The 12944-nt window shown below is 72.7% G+C and carries 16 protein-coding genes and 2 pseudogenes; 10 read left to right on the forward strand and 8 right to left on the reverse strand.

Annotation, left to right across the window (positions count from 1 at the left end):
• Nucleotides 1–121 precede the first annotated feature (121 nt).
• From AC2CJA_RS16105 to AC2CJA_RS16120, 4 genes are all read right to left on the reverse strand, one after another.
• On the reverse strand, nucleotides 122–841 hold the full coding sequence (locus AC2CJA_RS16105) for an ABC transporter permease subunit (protein ID WP_484603398.1): 720 nt from the start codon (nucleotides 839–841) through the stop codon (nucleotides 122–124).
• A gap of 57 nt (nucleotides 842–898) precedes the next feature.
• Nucleotides 899–1816: an ABC transporter ATP-binding protein gene (locus tag AC2CJA_RS16110; protein ID WP_484603399.1), complete on the reverse strand. Its 918-nt coding sequence runs from the start codon at nucleotides 1814–1816 to the stop codon at nucleotides 899–901.
• A 95-nt stretch (nucleotides 1817–1911) separates the two neighbouring features.
• Nucleotides 1912–2853: an ABC transporter permease gene (locus AC2CJA_RS16115; RefSeq protein ID WP_484603400.1), complete on the reverse strand. Its 942-nt coding sequence runs from the start codon at nucleotides 2851–2853 to the stop codon at nucleotides 1912–1914.
• Nucleotides 2843–3904 (reverse strand): ABC transporter ATP-binding protein, encoded by a 1062-nt coding sequence (locus tag AC2CJA_RS16120; RefSeq protein ID WP_484603413.1) that lies wholly within the window; start codon nucleotides 3902–3904, stop codon nucleotides 2843–2845. The genes AC2CJA_RS16115 and AC2CJA_RS16120 overlap by 11 nt, the downstream gene beginning before the upstream one ends.
• Nucleotides 3905–4103: 199 nt before the next feature.
• Between AC2CJA_RS16120 and AC2CJA_RS16125 the strand changes: the two genes are divergently transcribed.
• Nucleotides 4104–5981 carry an SDR family oxidoreductase gene (locus AC2CJA_RS16125; protein WP_484603401.1) on the forward strand — a complete coding sequence of 626 codons (1878 nt, stop codon included), beginning with the start codon at nucleotides 4104–4106 and terminating at the stop codon, nucleotides 5979–5981.
• Nucleotides 5982–6029: 48 nt separating this feature from the next.
• Here AC2CJA_RS16125 and AC2CJA_RS16130 read toward each other — a convergent pair whose 3' ends face one another.
• Nucleotides 6030–6935 carry an LLM class flavin-dependent oxidoreductase gene (locus tag AC2CJA_RS16130; RefSeq protein WP_484603402.1) on the reverse strand — a complete coding sequence of 302 codons (906 nt, stop codon included), beginning with the start codon at nucleotides 6933–6935 and terminating at the stop codon, nucleotides 6030–6032.
• 153 nt (nucleotides 6936–7088) lie between these two features.
• Between AC2CJA_RS16130 and AC2CJA_RS16135 the strand changes: the two genes are divergently transcribed.
• Together AC2CJA_RS16135 and AC2CJA_RS16140 are read left to right on the forward strand one after the other, a co-directional pair.
• Complete coding sequence (locus AC2CJA_RS16135) at nucleotides 7089–7337, forward strand: type II toxin-antitoxin system CcdA family antitoxin (protein WP_484603403.1); 249 nt, start codon at nucleotides 7089–7091, stop codon at nucleotides 7335–7337.
• Nucleotides 7334–7735, forward strand: coding sequence for a DNA-binding protein (locus tag AC2CJA_RS16140; protein ID WP_484603404.1), 402 nt, complete (start codon nucleotides 7334–7336; stop codon nucleotides 7733–7735). The genes AC2CJA_RS16135 and AC2CJA_RS16140 overlap by 4 nt, the downstream gene beginning before the upstream one ends.
• A 115-nt stretch (nucleotides 7736–7850) precedes the next feature.
• Here AC2CJA_RS16140 and AC2CJA_RS16145 read toward each other — a convergent pair.
• Nucleotides 7851–8039: pseudogene (locus tag AC2CJA_RS16145) on the reverse strand (LLM class flavin-dependent oxidoreductase); the annotation flags it as partial.
• Here AC2CJA_RS16145 and AC2CJA_RS16150 point away from each other — a divergent pair.
• The 4 genes from AC2CJA_RS16150 (at nucleotide 8038) to AC2CJA_RS16165 (ending at nucleotide 9452) form a co-directional block, all read left to right on the forward strand.
• Nucleotides 8038–8163 (forward strand): hypothetical protein, encoded by a 126-nt coding sequence (locus AC2CJA_RS16150; protein WP_484603405.1) that lies wholly within the window; start codon nucleotides 8038–8040, stop codon nucleotides 8161–8163. The pseudogene AC2CJA_RS16145 and the gene AC2CJA_RS16150 overlap by 2 nt on opposite strands.
• Before the next feature lie 164 nt (nucleotides 8164–8327).
• Entirely contained in the window at nucleotides 8328–8609 is a 282-nt protein-coding gene (locus tag AC2CJA_RS16155; protein WP_484603406.1) for a hypothetical protein, read from the forward strand.
• Nucleotides 8606–8998, forward strand: a complete 393-nt coding sequence (locus AC2CJA_RS16160) for a type II toxin-antitoxin system VapC family toxin (protein WP_484603407.1) — start codon at nucleotides 8606–8608, stop codon at nucleotides 8996–8998. Before AC2CJA_RS16155 ends, AC2CJA_RS16160 begins: the two co-directional genes overlap by 4 nt.
• A 238-nt stretch (nucleotides 8999–9236) precedes the next feature.
• Entirely contained in the window at nucleotides 9237–9452 is a 216-nt protein-coding gene (locus tag AC2CJA_RS16165; protein ID WP_484603408.1) for a hypothetical protein, read from the forward strand.
• 48 nt (nucleotides 9453–9500) lie between these two features.
• On the opposite strand, the pseudogene AC2CJA_RS16170 reads toward AC2CJA_RS16165, so the two are convergent.
• Nucleotides 9501–9689: pseudogene (locus tag AC2CJA_RS16170) on the reverse strand (LLM class flavin-dependent oxidoreductase); the annotation flags it as partial.
• 183 nt (nucleotides 9690–9872) lie between these two features.
• Here AC2CJA_RS16170 and AC2CJA_RS16175 point away from each other — a divergent pair.
• Nucleotides 9873–10625: an rRNA methyltransferase gene (locus AC2CJA_RS16175; RefSeq protein WP_484603409.1), complete on the forward strand. Its 753-nt coding sequence runs from the start codon at nucleotides 9873–9875 to the stop codon at nucleotides 10623–10625.
• Between the two features lie 34 nt (nucleotides 10626–10659).
• On the opposite strand, the gene AC2CJA_RS16180 is transcribed toward AC2CJA_RS16175, so the two are convergent.
• Nucleotides 10660–11499 carry a TrmH family RNA methyltransferase gene (locus tag AC2CJA_RS16180; protein WP_484603410.1) on the reverse strand — a complete coding sequence of 280 codons (840 nt, stop codon included), beginning with the start codon at nucleotides 11497–11499 and terminating at the stop codon, nucleotides 10660–10662.
• A gap of 226 nt (nucleotides 11500–11725) precedes the next feature.
• Here AC2CJA_RS16180 and AC2CJA_RS16185 point away from each other — a divergent pair, with 226 nt between their 5' ends.
• Together AC2CJA_RS16185 and AC2CJA_RS16190 are read left to right on the forward strand one after the other, a co-directional pair.
• Nucleotides 11726–12586, forward strand: a complete 861-nt coding sequence (locus AC2CJA_RS16185; protein ID WP_484603411.1) for a Cof-type HAD-IIB family hydrolase — start codon at nucleotides 11726–11728, stop codon at nucleotides 12584–12586.
• Nucleotides 12587–12709: 123 nt separating this feature from the next.
• Nucleotides 12710–12944, forward strand: a 235-nt coding sequence (locus tag AC2CJA_RS16190) for an aldo/keto reductase (RefSeq protein WP_484603412.1), incomplete at its 3' end; no start/stop codon positions are given.

A 12944-nucleotide genomic window follows, 5' to 3' on the forward strand; every position in this document is an offset into this window, starting at 1 on the left:
GGGGCCGGGGCGCGGACCCCCCGGGCCGCCCCCGACCGGCACCGGGTCAGGCGGGGCCCCCGCCGCCCCGGGGGGTGCGGGGGGGCCCACGGGCGTCCGGCGGCGGAAGGTGCGGGGCCGCTCACTCCTCGCCGGCGAGGGTGAGGGTGCGCAGCTTCCGCCCGGCGTACCAGGTGCCGGCGACGGTCACCACCGCCAGCAGCACCGCGGCGGCCGGCAGCCCGATGTCGGAGGCGATGCCCGTGCCGGGCGCGGTCTTCTCGGCCAGTGCCAGCGCCCACTGCTGGACGCTGAGGGTCCGGGCGCCGGGAACGAGGCTGCCGATGAGCGCCTCCCAGATCAGGGCGTAGACCAGGCCGAGGACGACGGCCTGCCGGCTGACCGTGCCCAGCAGCAGGAAGAGCGCGCTGTAGGCGACGGACGCGGCGACCGCCGCGACGGCGTAGGCGACGGCGATCTGCCGGCTGTTGCCGTTGAGGATGAACCCGGCGATCAGCATGGGGACGGCGGAGAACACCATGGTGACGCCGACGGCGACGGTCAGCTTGGTGAGGATGATCGTCGGCCGCTTCAGCGGCTTGGCCAGCAGGTAGACGATCGAGCCGTCGTCGATCTCCGGGCCGATCGCGCCGGTCCCGGCGACCACGCCGATCAGCGGCACCATGGTGGCCAGCGCGAAACCGCCGAGCACCTGGTCGGCGACGGCGTCGTCGGCGCCGACCAGCAGGCGGACCGCGATGGAGATCATGATCAGTACGGCGGGCAGGACGAACAGGATCAGCGCCCGGCGTCGGCCGAGCAGGGCCCGGTAGGTGAGCCGGGCGACCGTGGGGTCGTACATCGGTGTGTGGCTCCTTGGTTCTCAGGCGGTCTCGGGGTCTCGGCGGCCCGGTCGCTCTCAGGCCGTGACGAGGTAGGAGAAGACGCTCTCCAGGGACTCGTCCGAGGGCGAGACCGTGAGGAGCCGGATCCCGTGCTCGCGGGCGATGCGCGGGAGCTGCTCGGTGAAGCGCGTGAAGTCGATCGCCTGGACGCGCAGGGCGCGTTCGGACCAGTCGAGTTCGATGCCCGCCGTGCTGGGGTCGGCGATCAGGGCGGCGGCCAGCGCGCGGTCGTCGCTGGAGCGCACCAGGTAGCGGTGAGGGCGGTCGGTCATCAGCCGGCGGATGCGCCGGAAGTCGCCGGAGGCCGCGTGCCGCCCCGCGACGATCACCTCGATGTGGGAGGCGAGCTGCTCGACCTCCTCCAGGATGTGGGAGGAGAACAGCACCGTGCGGCCCTCGGCGCCCATCCGCCGCAGCAGTTCCATCAGCTGCATGCGCTGGCGCGGGTCCATGCCGTTGAACGGCTCGTCCAGCAGCAGCACGGACGGGTCGTGGACGAGCGCGGAGGCCATCTTCACGCGCTGCCGCATGCCCTTGCTGTAGGTGGAGACCTTCCGGTCCTGGGAGTACTCCATCTCCACGGTGGCCAGGGCCCGCCGCGCGGCCTCGTCCGGATCGGCCAGACCGTGCAGCTCGGCGTTGGCCAGCACGAACTCGCGGCCGGTGAGGAAGTCGTACATCGCCTCGCGCTCGGGGACGACGCCGATCTCACGGTAGACCTGCTCGTTGCGCCAGATCACCGCGCCGTCGAGGGTGACGGCCCCGGTGGAGGGTGCCAGGAAGCCGCCCATCATGTTGATCAGGGTGGACTTGCCCGCGCCGTTGGGGCCGAGCAGCCCGGTGACGCCCGGGCCGATGTCCATGGTCACGTCGTTGACGGCGACCACGTTGCCGAACCAGCGGGACACGTGGTCGATGCGGATGGTGGTCATGGGTCAGGCCGCCTTCTCGTTCCTCGTCCGATGCTTCGCCGTCCGGACCGCCGCCGTCCGGGTCGTCCGGGCCCTGAGCGCCCGCGCCCCGGTCATCACAGGCCCGCCTTGCGGTAGCGGGCCATCAGCGCCGCCCAGCAGCCGGCGATCAGGGCCAGGGTGACCAGGACGTAGACGGCCCCCACGGCGGTGCCGGGCTCGTGGAAGCCGGGGAAGCCGGAGGTGCCGCCGAGGAACGCCGACTGGATGCCGTCGACGAGCGAGCCGGGGGAGGCCAGGCCGAGCCAGGTGACGGCGGTGGCGTTGCCGCCCTGGAACTCCGCGATCGCCTGGACGGTGTTGACCGCGAAGTAGGGGATGGTGAGTACCGCGATGACCGCGGCGACGCCGAAGCCCCGGCGCGGGGTGAGGGCCGCGACCAGCAGGCCGACGCCCGCGTGCAGCACGGAGAACACCGCGGTGGAGCCGAGCCCCTGGAGGAACTGCGTGCTCTGGTCGGCGAAGCCGAGCTTCGCCAGCAGCCCGCCCGCGTACAGCACCACCAGCGGCAGGGAGGTGAACAGGAACAGCGCCGCGGTCATGGCCGCGTACTTGGCCCCCACGTAGTCGGCGCGCCCGATCGGGCGGGAGAAGTACAGCGGCACGGTGCGGAACCGCAGGTCCAGGGAGACCGACTGCGGGGCCTGGGCGGCGATGTAGAGGCCGATGACCGGCTGCATCACCAGCACGTACTCGCTGTACCGCATCGGCAGCTCGTCGAGGCCGGTGGTGATGGTGATCGCGACCATCGCGCCCGCGGGCAGGACCATCACGGCCAGCAGGATGAACGGCAGAACCTTGGACTTCGCGGAGCGGCCCAGGCCGTACGCGCCGCGCAGGGACTGGACCAGCAGCGACCACCGGGCGTAGGAGCGGCCCAGGCGGGGGCCGTCGTAGTGGCGGTAACCGATGTTGTGGATGCTGGCGTCCTCGCCGCGCTGGGCGGGGACGGCGGATCCGGGACGGGTGTCGGGGTGGTTGCCCGTGTCAGGCCGCATCGGTGCTGCCTCCCTTCTGGGTGCTGTTCTCGGCGGCCTGCTCCGCGGCCTGTTGTCCGATGGCCTGCTCCGCGGCCTGCCCGGTGGTGCCGGTGGCGGCGCCCGCGGTGGTGCCGGGCGTCCGGAAGACCTCGGCGATGCGGTGCCTGCGCTGCTCCATGCGGACCAGGCCCAGGCCCAGTTCCGCGACCGCGTCGCGGACGGTGTCGTGGACGGCCTCGGAGCCCGCCTCGACCAGCAGTACGTGCCCGGCGCCCGGCAGGCCCTCGCCGCCCGCGCCGGGGGCCGCGACCGTGAGCCCGGCCCCGGCCAGGGCGGTGCGCAGGACGGCGGTGCCGTCGGGATGGGTCTCGGTGTCGGTGACCTCGACGGCCAGGGTGGTCGTCTCCTGGGTGAAGCTGGCGGTGGAGGAGGAGCGCAGCAGTTTCCCGCCGTCGATGACGACGACGTGGTCGCAGGTGCGCTCCAGCTCGCCCAGCAGGTGCGAGGTGACCAGCACCGAGATGCCGAAGTCGGTGTGGACGCGGCGGATCAGGCCGAGCATGTCGTCACGGCCGACCGGGTCGAGGCCGTTGGTGGGCTCGTCCAGCAGCACCAGCCGCGGATCGTGGACGAGCGCCTGGGCCAGCTTGACCCGCTGCCTCATGCCCGTCGAGTAGCCGCCCATGGGGCGGTATCGCTCCTCGTACAGGCCGACGTGGCGCAGGGTGTCGGCGGTGCGCTCGCGGGCGGCGGAGGCGGGCAGGCCGGACATCCGCGCCATGTGGACGACGAACTCGGTCGCCGACACGTCGGGCGGCAGGCAGTCGTGCTCGGGCATGTACCCGACGCGCTCACGGATGGCGCCGCCCTCGGTGGACACGTCCAGGCCGAGTACGGAGGCGGTGCCCTCGCTGGCCGGGGCCAGTCCCAGGAGGATCTTGATCAGGGTGGACTTGCCCGCACCGTTGGCGCCCACCAGTCCGGTCACCCCGGGTTCGATCTGCATGGTGAGCCGGTCGAGCGCGGTCACCCTGGGGTACCGCTTGCTGAGGCTTTCGGTCGCGATCACAGTCACGCCCCCGACCGTAGTGCCGTATGCCGGCGGGCACCTCACCCCGGGGGCGTGATTGTTGCTCCTGCTGGAGGTGTACATGCCCTTAGGGGGCGGTCCTCCGGTGGTGCCGGTCCGGCCCGGTTCCGGTGTCACGGGACGGAGACCGGCTACCCGGGGTCCGAAAGTGCCGGGCGCGGTGGGAGGAGAGGCACCCATGGAAGCGGGAACGAGCGGTCTCGAAGGCGCGCGGGAGCGGCGCGTGCCCGGGGCGGACGGCGTGGAGCTGTGCGTCGCCGAGCTGGGCGGGGCGGTGGGGGCGGACGGGAGCCGCCGCCCCACGGTGGTCCTGCTGCACGGCTACCCGGACTCCAAGGAGGTCTGGGCGCCGGTGGCCGAACGGCTGGCGGACCGCTTCCACGTGGTGCTGTACGACGTGCGCGGCTGCGGCCGGTCCGGCGCCCCGCGGCCGCTGCGCGGCGGCTTCACGCTGGAGCGGCTGACCGGCGACTTCCTGGCGGTCGCGGACGCGGTCAGCCCGCACGCCCCGGTGCACCTGGTGGGGCACGACTGGGGCTCGGTGCAGGGCTGGGAGTTCGCCACGGCCGAGCGCGCCCGGGGCCGGATCGCGTCCTTCACCTCGATGTCCGGGCCGTCCCTGGACCACGTCGGGCACTGGTTCCGCAGGCGGCTGACCCGGCCCACCCCGCGGCGCCTGGCCCAGGCGCTGGGGCAGGGCGCCCGCTCCTGGTACGTGTACGCGATGCATGTGCCCGTCCTGCCGGAGCTGGCCTGGCGGGGGCCGCTGGGCAGGGCCTGGCCGGGCATGCTGCGGCGCTCCGAGGACGTCCCGGGCGGCGGCCACCCCGCCCCCTCCCTGCCCCGCGACGCCGCGCACGGCCTGTGGCTGTACCGCGACAACGTGCGGGCCCGGCTGCTCCGGCCCCGTGAGGACGCCTACGCCCATGTGCCCGTGCAGCTCGTCACCCCGACCGGGGACCGGTTCGTCTCCCCCGCCCTGCGGGACGAGACGGAGCGGTGGACGCCCCACCTGACCTGCCGCTCCCTGCCGGCCGGTCACTGGGCGCCGCGTACCCGGCCCGACCGGCTGGCCACCTGGATCGGCTCGTTCGTCGAGGACTGCGAGGCGTACGGGGCGGGCGGGAAGCACGGCGCGCGCGGGGCGTACGGCGGCGGGGAGGTGGGCGCACCGGCGACGGTGCGGCGCGGAGGGCGGCGCGGGCGCCGGGGGCGCGCGCGGCAGGAGGAGTACGCGGAGCACTTCGGCGGCCTGCTGGTACTGGTCACCGGCGCGGCCCGGGGCATCGGCCGCGAGACGGTGCTGGCCTTCGCCCGCGCCGGCGCCCGGGTCGTCGCCGTGGACATCCGGGGCGGGGAGGTGGAACACACGGCCGAGCTGGCCCGGCGGGCCGGCGCGCAGGAGGCGTGGGCCGAGACCGTCGACGTCTCCGACGGGGCGGCGATGGAGGCCCTGGCCCGGAGGACGGCCGCCGAGTACGGCGTGGTGGACGTACTGGTCAACAGCGCCGGGATCGCGGCGTCCGGGCCGTTCCTGGAGCACACCGCGGACGACTGGGAGGCGGTCCTGGGCTCCAACCTGTGGGGCACCGTCCACGGCTGCCGCCTCTTCGGGCGGCAGATGTCCGAGCGGGGGCAGGGCGGCCACATCGTCAACGTCGTCTCCTGCGCCGCCTACGAGCCCACCCGGGCCCTGCCCGCGTACTGCGCCTCCAAGGCGGGGGCGCTGATGCTCAGTCAGGTGCTGCGCGCGGACCTGGCCGGCGAGGGCATCGGGGTGTCGGCGATCTGCCCCGGCATCGTCAGCACCTCGATCATCGAGGACACCCGCTTCCGCGGCACCGGCGGGCGCGACGTCGAGCGCCGCCGCAGGAGGGCCCTCCAGGTCTACCGGATCCGCAGGTTCGCCCCGGAACGGGTCGCCGACGCGGTACTGCGCTCGGCGATCCGGAACAGGGCGGTGGTCCCGGTGAGCCTGGAGGCGTGGGGCGGCGTGGTGCTGGCCCGGCTGGCGCCGAGCGCGCTGCGGGCGTTCGCGCGGATCAACGTGCGGTGAGGAGGGCCCGCGGCCGCCCGGCCGGAGCCGGGGCCGGCCGGGCCGGGTTCACCGCAGCTGCGTCCCCGCCTCCATGGCGATCCGCTCGAAGACCTTCTCGTCCGCGGCGAAGCCGGAGCCCGGGACCGGCCAGTGGATCACCAGCTCGGTGAAGCCCAGCTCCAGGTACCGCCCGGCGAAGTCCACGAACGCGTCGAGGGAGTCCAGCGGGCGGGCGCGTTCCGGGGTGAACCCCGTGAGCAGCACCTTGTCGATCCCGGCCACGTCCCGGCCGATCTCGGCGCAGGCGCCGGCGAGCCTCTCGACCTGTCCGCGGACGGCTCGGACCGACTGCTCGGGAGTGCCGTTCCCGTGCGGCCCGGGGTCGCCCGTGGTCACCCACGCCTGTCCGTACCGGGCCGCGAGGCGCAGCCCGCGCGGCCCGGTGGCGGCGACGGCGAAGGGCAGCCGGGGCCGCTGCGCGCACCCGGGGATGTTGCGCGCCTCGTGCGCCGAGTAGAAGCCGCCCTCGTACGACACCGCGTCCTCGGTGAGCAGCCGGTCCAGGAGCCCGACGAACTCAGCGAACCGGTCGGCCCGCTCGCGCGGCGTCCACGGGTCCCGGCCGAGCACGGTGGCGTCGAAACCGGAGCCGCCCGCACCGACGCCGAGCGTGAGACGGCCGCCGGAGATGTCGTCGAGGGAGATCAGTTCCTTGGCGTACGGCACCGGGTGCCGGAAGTTGGGCGAGGTGACGAGGGTGCCCAGACGCATGTGCCGGGTGGCGGTCGCGGCGGCGGTCAGGGTCGGGACGGTGCCGAACCAGGGACCGTCACGGAACGGGACGCGCCAGGACAGGTGGTCGTAGGTGTACGCGGTGTGGAAGCCGAGATCCTCCGCGCGCTGCCACTTCGCGCGGCCTCCCTCGTGCCAGCGGTCGACGGGAAGGATCACGGTGCTCAGACGCATACCCACAACCCTAGCCCCGGTGGTCGCGGGCAACGGGGGCGCCGGGCCCCGCCTGGGTGGAGGGAACCGCGGCGGCCCGGACCACGCGGCCACGTACGTGAGTGTGGGCGTCGCCGCCGGAGCGACCGCAGAACGCGCATACCGGAGTATGCTCGGTGCATGGCGGACACGACACGCATCACGGTGACACTGCCGGCCGACCAGGTCGCCGAGCTGAGGAAGCTCACCGACAACGTCTCCGGATATGTCGCCGAGGCGGTGGCACGTCAGCTGCGGCACCAGTTGCTGGGCGTCGACCTGCTGAGTCACCAGGAGGAGCACGGGGCGTTCACCGAGGAGGAGCTGGCCGAGGCCCGCTCCAGGATCTTCGGCACGGCGGATGCGGGCGGGTCGGCGAGCGCGGCGTGATCGAGCACGTCGAGACCGTCGTCCTGGATTCCCAGGGGCTTTCCGCCTGGATCGCCCAGGACCGCAAGATCCTCGCGATGTTCCAGGTGTTCCACGCCATGGGCACCGATTTCGTCATCGGCGCCAACACCATCGTGGAAGTCAGCCATGCGCGGGTGAACATGCCTCGGCTGCGGTGGGTACTCTCCCGCGTCAAGGTCGAGCCGGTGACGGAGGGGGCGGCGAAGGCGTCCGCGCAACTGCTCAAGGCCGCGGGTCTGCACGGCCACAAGTACGCGATCGACGCGACCGTCGCCGAGGTGGCGCTGCGCCGGCCGGGCCCGGTGGCCGTACTGACGTCCGATGTCGACGACATGGCCCGGCTGTGCGGCGACCGCGTCCGGCTCATCGGCATCTGAGCGGAAACCCGCCGACGCCCCCTCCCTGATCCCCGAAGCCCGTCACCGGGTGATGGGCGTGGGCGATCAGCCACTGTTCGCCGGTCGAGTCGAAAGGAACACACCCGGCTCAGGCCGTGACAGGCGGAAAAGGCTTGTCCGGGGTCACCGGGATGCCGAGCCGGACCCGCTCGGTGGCCGTCGCGGCGGCGGTGAGGGCGGGCAGCGCGCCGGACCACGGCCCGTCGCGGAAGGGCTCCCGCCACCTCTCGCGCCCGCCCTCGGCCCAGCGGCGGACGGGAAGGATCACGGTGCTCAGACGCATGCCACGACCTTGCGCGGGCTTCCCGCTGCGGCAGTCGATCGGGGGCCAGGAACTGCTGCCGTTGCCCAGCCCCACGCCCGGGGGCGCCAAGCGGATCGGGGTGTACCGTCATCGGGCCGACTGAGACGGGGCGCCTCACGTCCCATACGGAACCGGCTTGCGCGGAGGGGGCTGGACGTGGCTGACCTCGAACAGGGCAGGCGTCAGAGCGACAGCGGGCCGCAGCAGGCCGCCGGTGGCCACCGCGGAACACCGGAGAGCTAACAATTCATGTAATACACTGCCCCCATGGACACACCCCGCCCCGGCAAGACCCGAGTCACCAGCGTCTCCCTGCGAGCCGAGACACTGGAGGCGATCCGCGCCCGCGCCGGCAGGCAGGGCGTCTCCTCCTATATCGAGGCGGCCGTGCAGCGGCAGCTCCAACGCGAGGCCATCGACGAGTACATCACCGCGGCCGAAGCGGAGCACGGTCCTGTCGATCCCGCCGAAGTATCGGACAAGGCCGAGCGCATCCGTGCCCACCATGCCGCCCACCGCAGTGCTTCCGCTTCCGCGGATGCCGCGTGAGCGGGACTCTCGTTCTCGACAGCGAGGCCCTCTCCAAGCTCTCCCGTCGGCACCGCGACATGACTGTATGGCTGGACGTCGCCCGCAGACTGGACCTGCTCGTCGTGACGAGCGCCGCTACGCTGGTTGAAGCACGCGACCCGAAGGTGCCGCAGGCGGCGTTCGATCACGCCGTTTCCCTGACCAAGGTGCGTCCCATCACGGAGGAGATCGCACGTACGGCGAGCAGGCTCCTCGCTGCGGAGAGCCTGCACGGTCACAAGTACGCCATCGACGCGATGCTCGCGGCCACAGCTCACGCGGAGCACGGCGACGTCACCGTCATCACGAGCGACACGGACGACCTCCGTCGGCTGTGCCTCCCCCGCATCGCCGTCGAACCGGTCTGAGCCCCCACGGCCCTTTCCGGGTACACGCCGAGGTCAAGGACCTCCTCAACGCCCACCGTGCCGCCATGGCGAGGATGAGTCCCGCCCGGACGTCCACGTAACCAGCGACGACTGAGTGAGACGCGGTGAGATGCCCGGCGTGGGACAGCGCTGAGGTCGCGTGCGGGGAAACACCGAGGGACAACGTGAGGCCCCTCACACGTCTGATGGCAGGCAGTCCTCCCACATCCTCCAAAGCATGACACGCGAACAAGTGCTCACCGTGCTTGGCGATGACCTCCTCTCCCGAGTGGAGAAGCTCGTTGCCGCAGAACGGCAGGGACTGGTCGATGTCTACCGCTCATGGGGCGACCGGTACGAGACCTCACTCAAGGATCTGGAGAGGCAGAGCGAGGCTGCTGCGAGAAGGCTTGGAGCTCGGTTGGAGCAGCTTGGTTACACGCGACCGGCTTGAGACCATGGCCATGGCTCAATGTCCGACTTGCGTTTCCGCAGTTCAGGCCGTGACAGGCGGAAAAGGCTTGTCCGGGGTCACCAGGATGCCGAGCCGGACCCGCTCGGTGGCCGTCGCGGCGGCGGTGAGGGCGGGCAGCGCGCCGGACCACGGCCCGTCGCGGAAGGGCTCCCGCCACCTCTCGCGCCCGCCCTCGGCCCAGCGGCGGACGGGAAGGATCACGGTGCTCAGACGCATACCCACAACCCTGGACCCGGTGGTCGCGGGCAACGGGGGCGCCGGGCCCCGCCTGGGTGGAGGGAACCGCGGCGGCGGCCGGGAGTCCGGCGGCGGAGCGGGCTCCGCAAGGCCATGGACCGCGGCACTATGCTCGTCCCGGGGCCGCGACGGATGCGGCCCGATCTCCCGGGGAGTGGACAGGTGAGCCCGTACCGCCACGCCGTCGAGCGGACCGACGGTTCCGACCTCGCCTGCGGCGTCGTGCTCCACTCCGCACCGGGTTACCCCGCCTTCCCCGTCCGCCTGGCGACCGAGGTCTTCCAGAGGGCCCGGGCCAGGCTCCCGGGCGACGGTCCGGTGACGCTGTGGGATCCGTGCTGCGGCAGCGGTTACCTCCTGACGGTGCTGGGGCTGCTGCACCGCCGTTCGCTGCGGCAGGTGATCGCCTCCGATGTGGATCCCGCCCCGCTGGAACTCGCGGCCAAGAACCTCGCCCTGCTCTCGCCGGAAGGGCTGACCGCGCGCGAGGCCGAGCGGCGCGAGCAGAGCGAGCGTTTCGCGAAGCCCTCGTACCTGGAGGCCGCGGAGGCCGCCCGCCGGCTGCGAGACCGTCTGTCGGCGGACGGCGCCGCGCTGCCGTTCACCATCGGCACCGCGGACGTCTTCGATCCGCGTTCGCTGTCCGGCGTCGTCACCGGGTCCGCGCCCGATGTCGTGCTGACCGATCTGCCGTACGGCGAGCGGACGCACTGGGAGGGGAAGGTGCCCGAGCGGCCGGTGGCGGGCATGCTGCGTTCGCTCGCGTCGGTGCTGCCCCCGCACGCGGTGATCGCCGTCGGCGACCGCGGCCGGAGGATCCCGGTGGCCCCGGTACGGCCCCTGGAGCGGCTGAGGATCGGGACACGGTCGGTCGTGCTGGTCCGGGCGGCCGATGTGCTGGACGCCGGACCCTGAGCGGCGGGCCGCGGCGGGGTCCTCCCGGTTCCCCTCAGGGGGTCGCCGGGGTCCTTCCGCCGATCCGCTGCCGGGTGGCTTCGTAGAGGACCGCGGTCGCGGCGTTCGCCGCGTTCAGCGAGCTCGCGGAACCGGTCATCGGGATGCTGACCGTGTGGTCGCACAACGTGCGCCAGGTGCCGCTGAGCCCGGCCGTCTCGTTGCCGACCAGCAGCAGTGTCGGCCGGGTGAGGTCGAAGTCGAACACGTCGCGGTCGCCGTGCTCGTCCGTACCGACCAGGACGATCGGCGTCCCGCCGGCCCGGTGGGCCTCCACCCAGCCCATCACCTCACCCGGTGACGGCACCCGGACGGCGGGCAGGGAGAACAGCGAACCGGTACTCGACCGGACCGACTTCGGGTCGTAGACGTCGGCTGCGTGCCCCGCCACGATCAGACCGTGGGCACCCAGGGCGTCCGCCGAGCGGATGATGCTGCCGATGTTCCCCGGGCCGGACGGCCGGTCGAACAGTACGCCCAGGAAGTCCTCCCGGACCGGGATCCGGCCGAGGTCGTCGGCGGGCATCTCCACGACGGCGATGACCTCGGGCGGGGCCTCGTTCTTCTCCCCCAGCTCCATCATCAGGTCCGGGGCCATCGCGATCTGTTCCGCCCGCACCGTGCGCAGGAGCTCCCGCGCCCACTTCGACAGCTCCCGCCGTCCGTCGTAGAGAAGCGTGCGCACGGGCCAGCCGTGCTCCACCGCGAGCGAGATCGGGCGGACCCCCAGTACCAGGAACTCGCCGGCGCGCGTGCGCTTGTTGCGGTTGCCGAGCAACGCCTGCCACTGCTGGAAGCGAGCGTTGCGCGAGGTGATCCGCCGAGCCGCCGGCATCCGCTCTCCACGTGACCCTGCCATTCCGGTGAGGCTATCGGCTGTCGCGGGCACCGGCAAAACGTCCGGGCGGCCCTGTCCGGGGACATCGGGGACATCCGGCGGGCGGCGTGCCGAGCCCCCCAGTGGCTTCTTCCGACCGTCCGTGTCCACCCGGTTCCGGCGCGTTCGTCCCCTGGCTCATTCGGGCACCTCCACGCACGACTGTGCGGGCATATGCGGGACCATGGGGAGCGTGACCCATGCTTCCGCGCCCCCGACGACACGCCCGCGCCTCATCGCCACCGATCTGGACGGCACACTGCTGCGCGACGACAAGTCCGTCTCCGACCGCACGGTCGCGGCACTCGCCGCCGCCGAGGAGGCCGGGATCGAGGTCTTCTTCGTCACCGGCCGGCCGGCGCGCTGGATGGGCGTGGTCAGCGACCATGTGCACGGACACGGCCTGGCGATCTGCGCCAACGGCGCGGCCGTCGTCGACCTGCACCGGGGCCGGCGGATCGTGCGGGTCAGAGAGCTGTCGCACGACACCGCCCGGACCGTGGTGGAGGAGCTGCGCACGGCCGCCCCCGACGTGAGCTTCGCCGTCGAGCGGACAGGCGGTATCCACTACGAGCCGCAGTACCCGCAGTTCCACCTCGATCCCGGCGCGCTGGTCGCACCGGTCGAGAAGCTGCTGACGGACGACGCCGAGTTCGCCGACGAGCCCGTGCTCAAGCTCCTCGCCCACCACACCTCGCTGGTTCCGGACGATTTCCTGGGCATGGCCCGCACCGTCGCGGGCCACCACGCGGAGTTCACCCGCTCCAGCCCGAGCGCACTGCTGGAGGTCAGCGGTCCCGGCGTCAGCAAGGCCAGCACCCTGGCCCGGTGCTGCGCGCAGCGCGGCGTGGCGGCCGAGGAGGTCGTCGCCTTCGGCGACATGCCCAACGACCTGGAGATGCTGTCCTGGGCCGGCACCTCGTACGCCATGGCCAACGCCCACCCGGCGGTGCTGGCCTCGACCACGCACCGCACCTTCGCCAACGAGGAGGACGGCGTGGCCGCCGTCATCGAACGGCTGCTGGAGCTGCCGCCGGCCGGCTGACGGCCGCGGGTGCGCGCGGATCCGCGGGAACGTTTCGGCGGCGCTTGCCCTGGAGCGCTCTCCAAACGCCAGCATGGGGCCTCCGGACGCGGCGGTGACGCCGCGTGAACGAGAGGACCGCCGGTGGGTACACCGCACTTCGCGCTGGGCGCCGTGGACTTCGGCACCCGGCTGGACCAGGACACGTCGGAGGCGCTGCTCGACCGCTTCGTCGAGCGGGGAGGGCGCTGGATCGACACCGCCGACTGCTACCGGGACTATTCGCAGTGCACCGGGCTTCAGCCCGGTGGTGAAGCGAATCTGAGAGCTGCTCTGACCTCAGCTGTGGGCACGGATCTGTACTGTTCACCTCAGCCCG

Source organism: Streptomyces sp. ATLC9, from assembly GCF_057196705.1.

What these genes read in the sequence shown, in the direction of transcription:
- AC2CJA_RS16180 (WP_484603410.1), bottom strand. Translation starts at nt 11,499, where the DNA reads ATGCCGGCGGCTCGGCGGATCACCTCGCGCAACGCTCGCTTCCAGCAG.
- AC2CJA_RS16105 (WP_484603398.1), bottom strand. Translation starts at nt 841, where the DNA reads ATGTACGACCCCACGGTCGCCCGGCTCACCTACCGGGCCCTGCTCGGC.
- AC2CJA_RS16115 (WP_484603400.1), bottom strand. Translation starts at nt 2,853, where the DNA reads ATGCGGCCTGACACGGGCAACCACCCCGACACCCGTCCCGGATCCGCC.
- AC2CJA_RS16135 (WP_484603403.1), top strand. Translation starts at nt 7,089, where the DNA reads ATGGCGGACACGACACGCATCACGGTGACACTGCCGGCCGACCAGGTC.
- AC2CJA_RS16155 (WP_484603406.1), top strand. Translation starts at nt 8,328, where the DNA reads ATGGACACACCCCGCCCCGGCAAGACCCGAGTCACCAGCGTCTCCCTG.
- AC2CJA_RS16125 (WP_484603401.1), top strand. Translation starts at nt 4,104, where the DNA reads ATGGAAGCGGGAACGAGCGGTCTCGAAGGCGCGCGGGAGCGGCGCGTG.
- AC2CJA_RS16110 (WP_484603399.1), bottom strand. Translation starts at nt 1,816, where the DNA reads ATGACCACCATCCGCATCGACCACGTGTCCCGCTGGTTCGGCAACGTG.
- AC2CJA_RS16165 (WP_484603408.1), top strand. Translation starts at nt 9,237, where the DNA reads ATGACACGCGAACAAGTGCTCACCGTGCTTGGCGATGACCTCCTCTCC.
- AC2CJA_RS16185 (WP_484603411.1), top strand. Translation starts at nt 11,726, where the DNA reads ATGGGGAGCGTGACCCATGCTTCCGCGCCCCCGACGACACGCCCGCGC.
- AC2CJA_RS16150 (WP_484603405.1), top strand. Translation starts at nt 8,038, where the DNA reads ATGCCACGACCTTGCGCGGGCTTCCCGCTGCGGCAGTCGATCGGGGGC.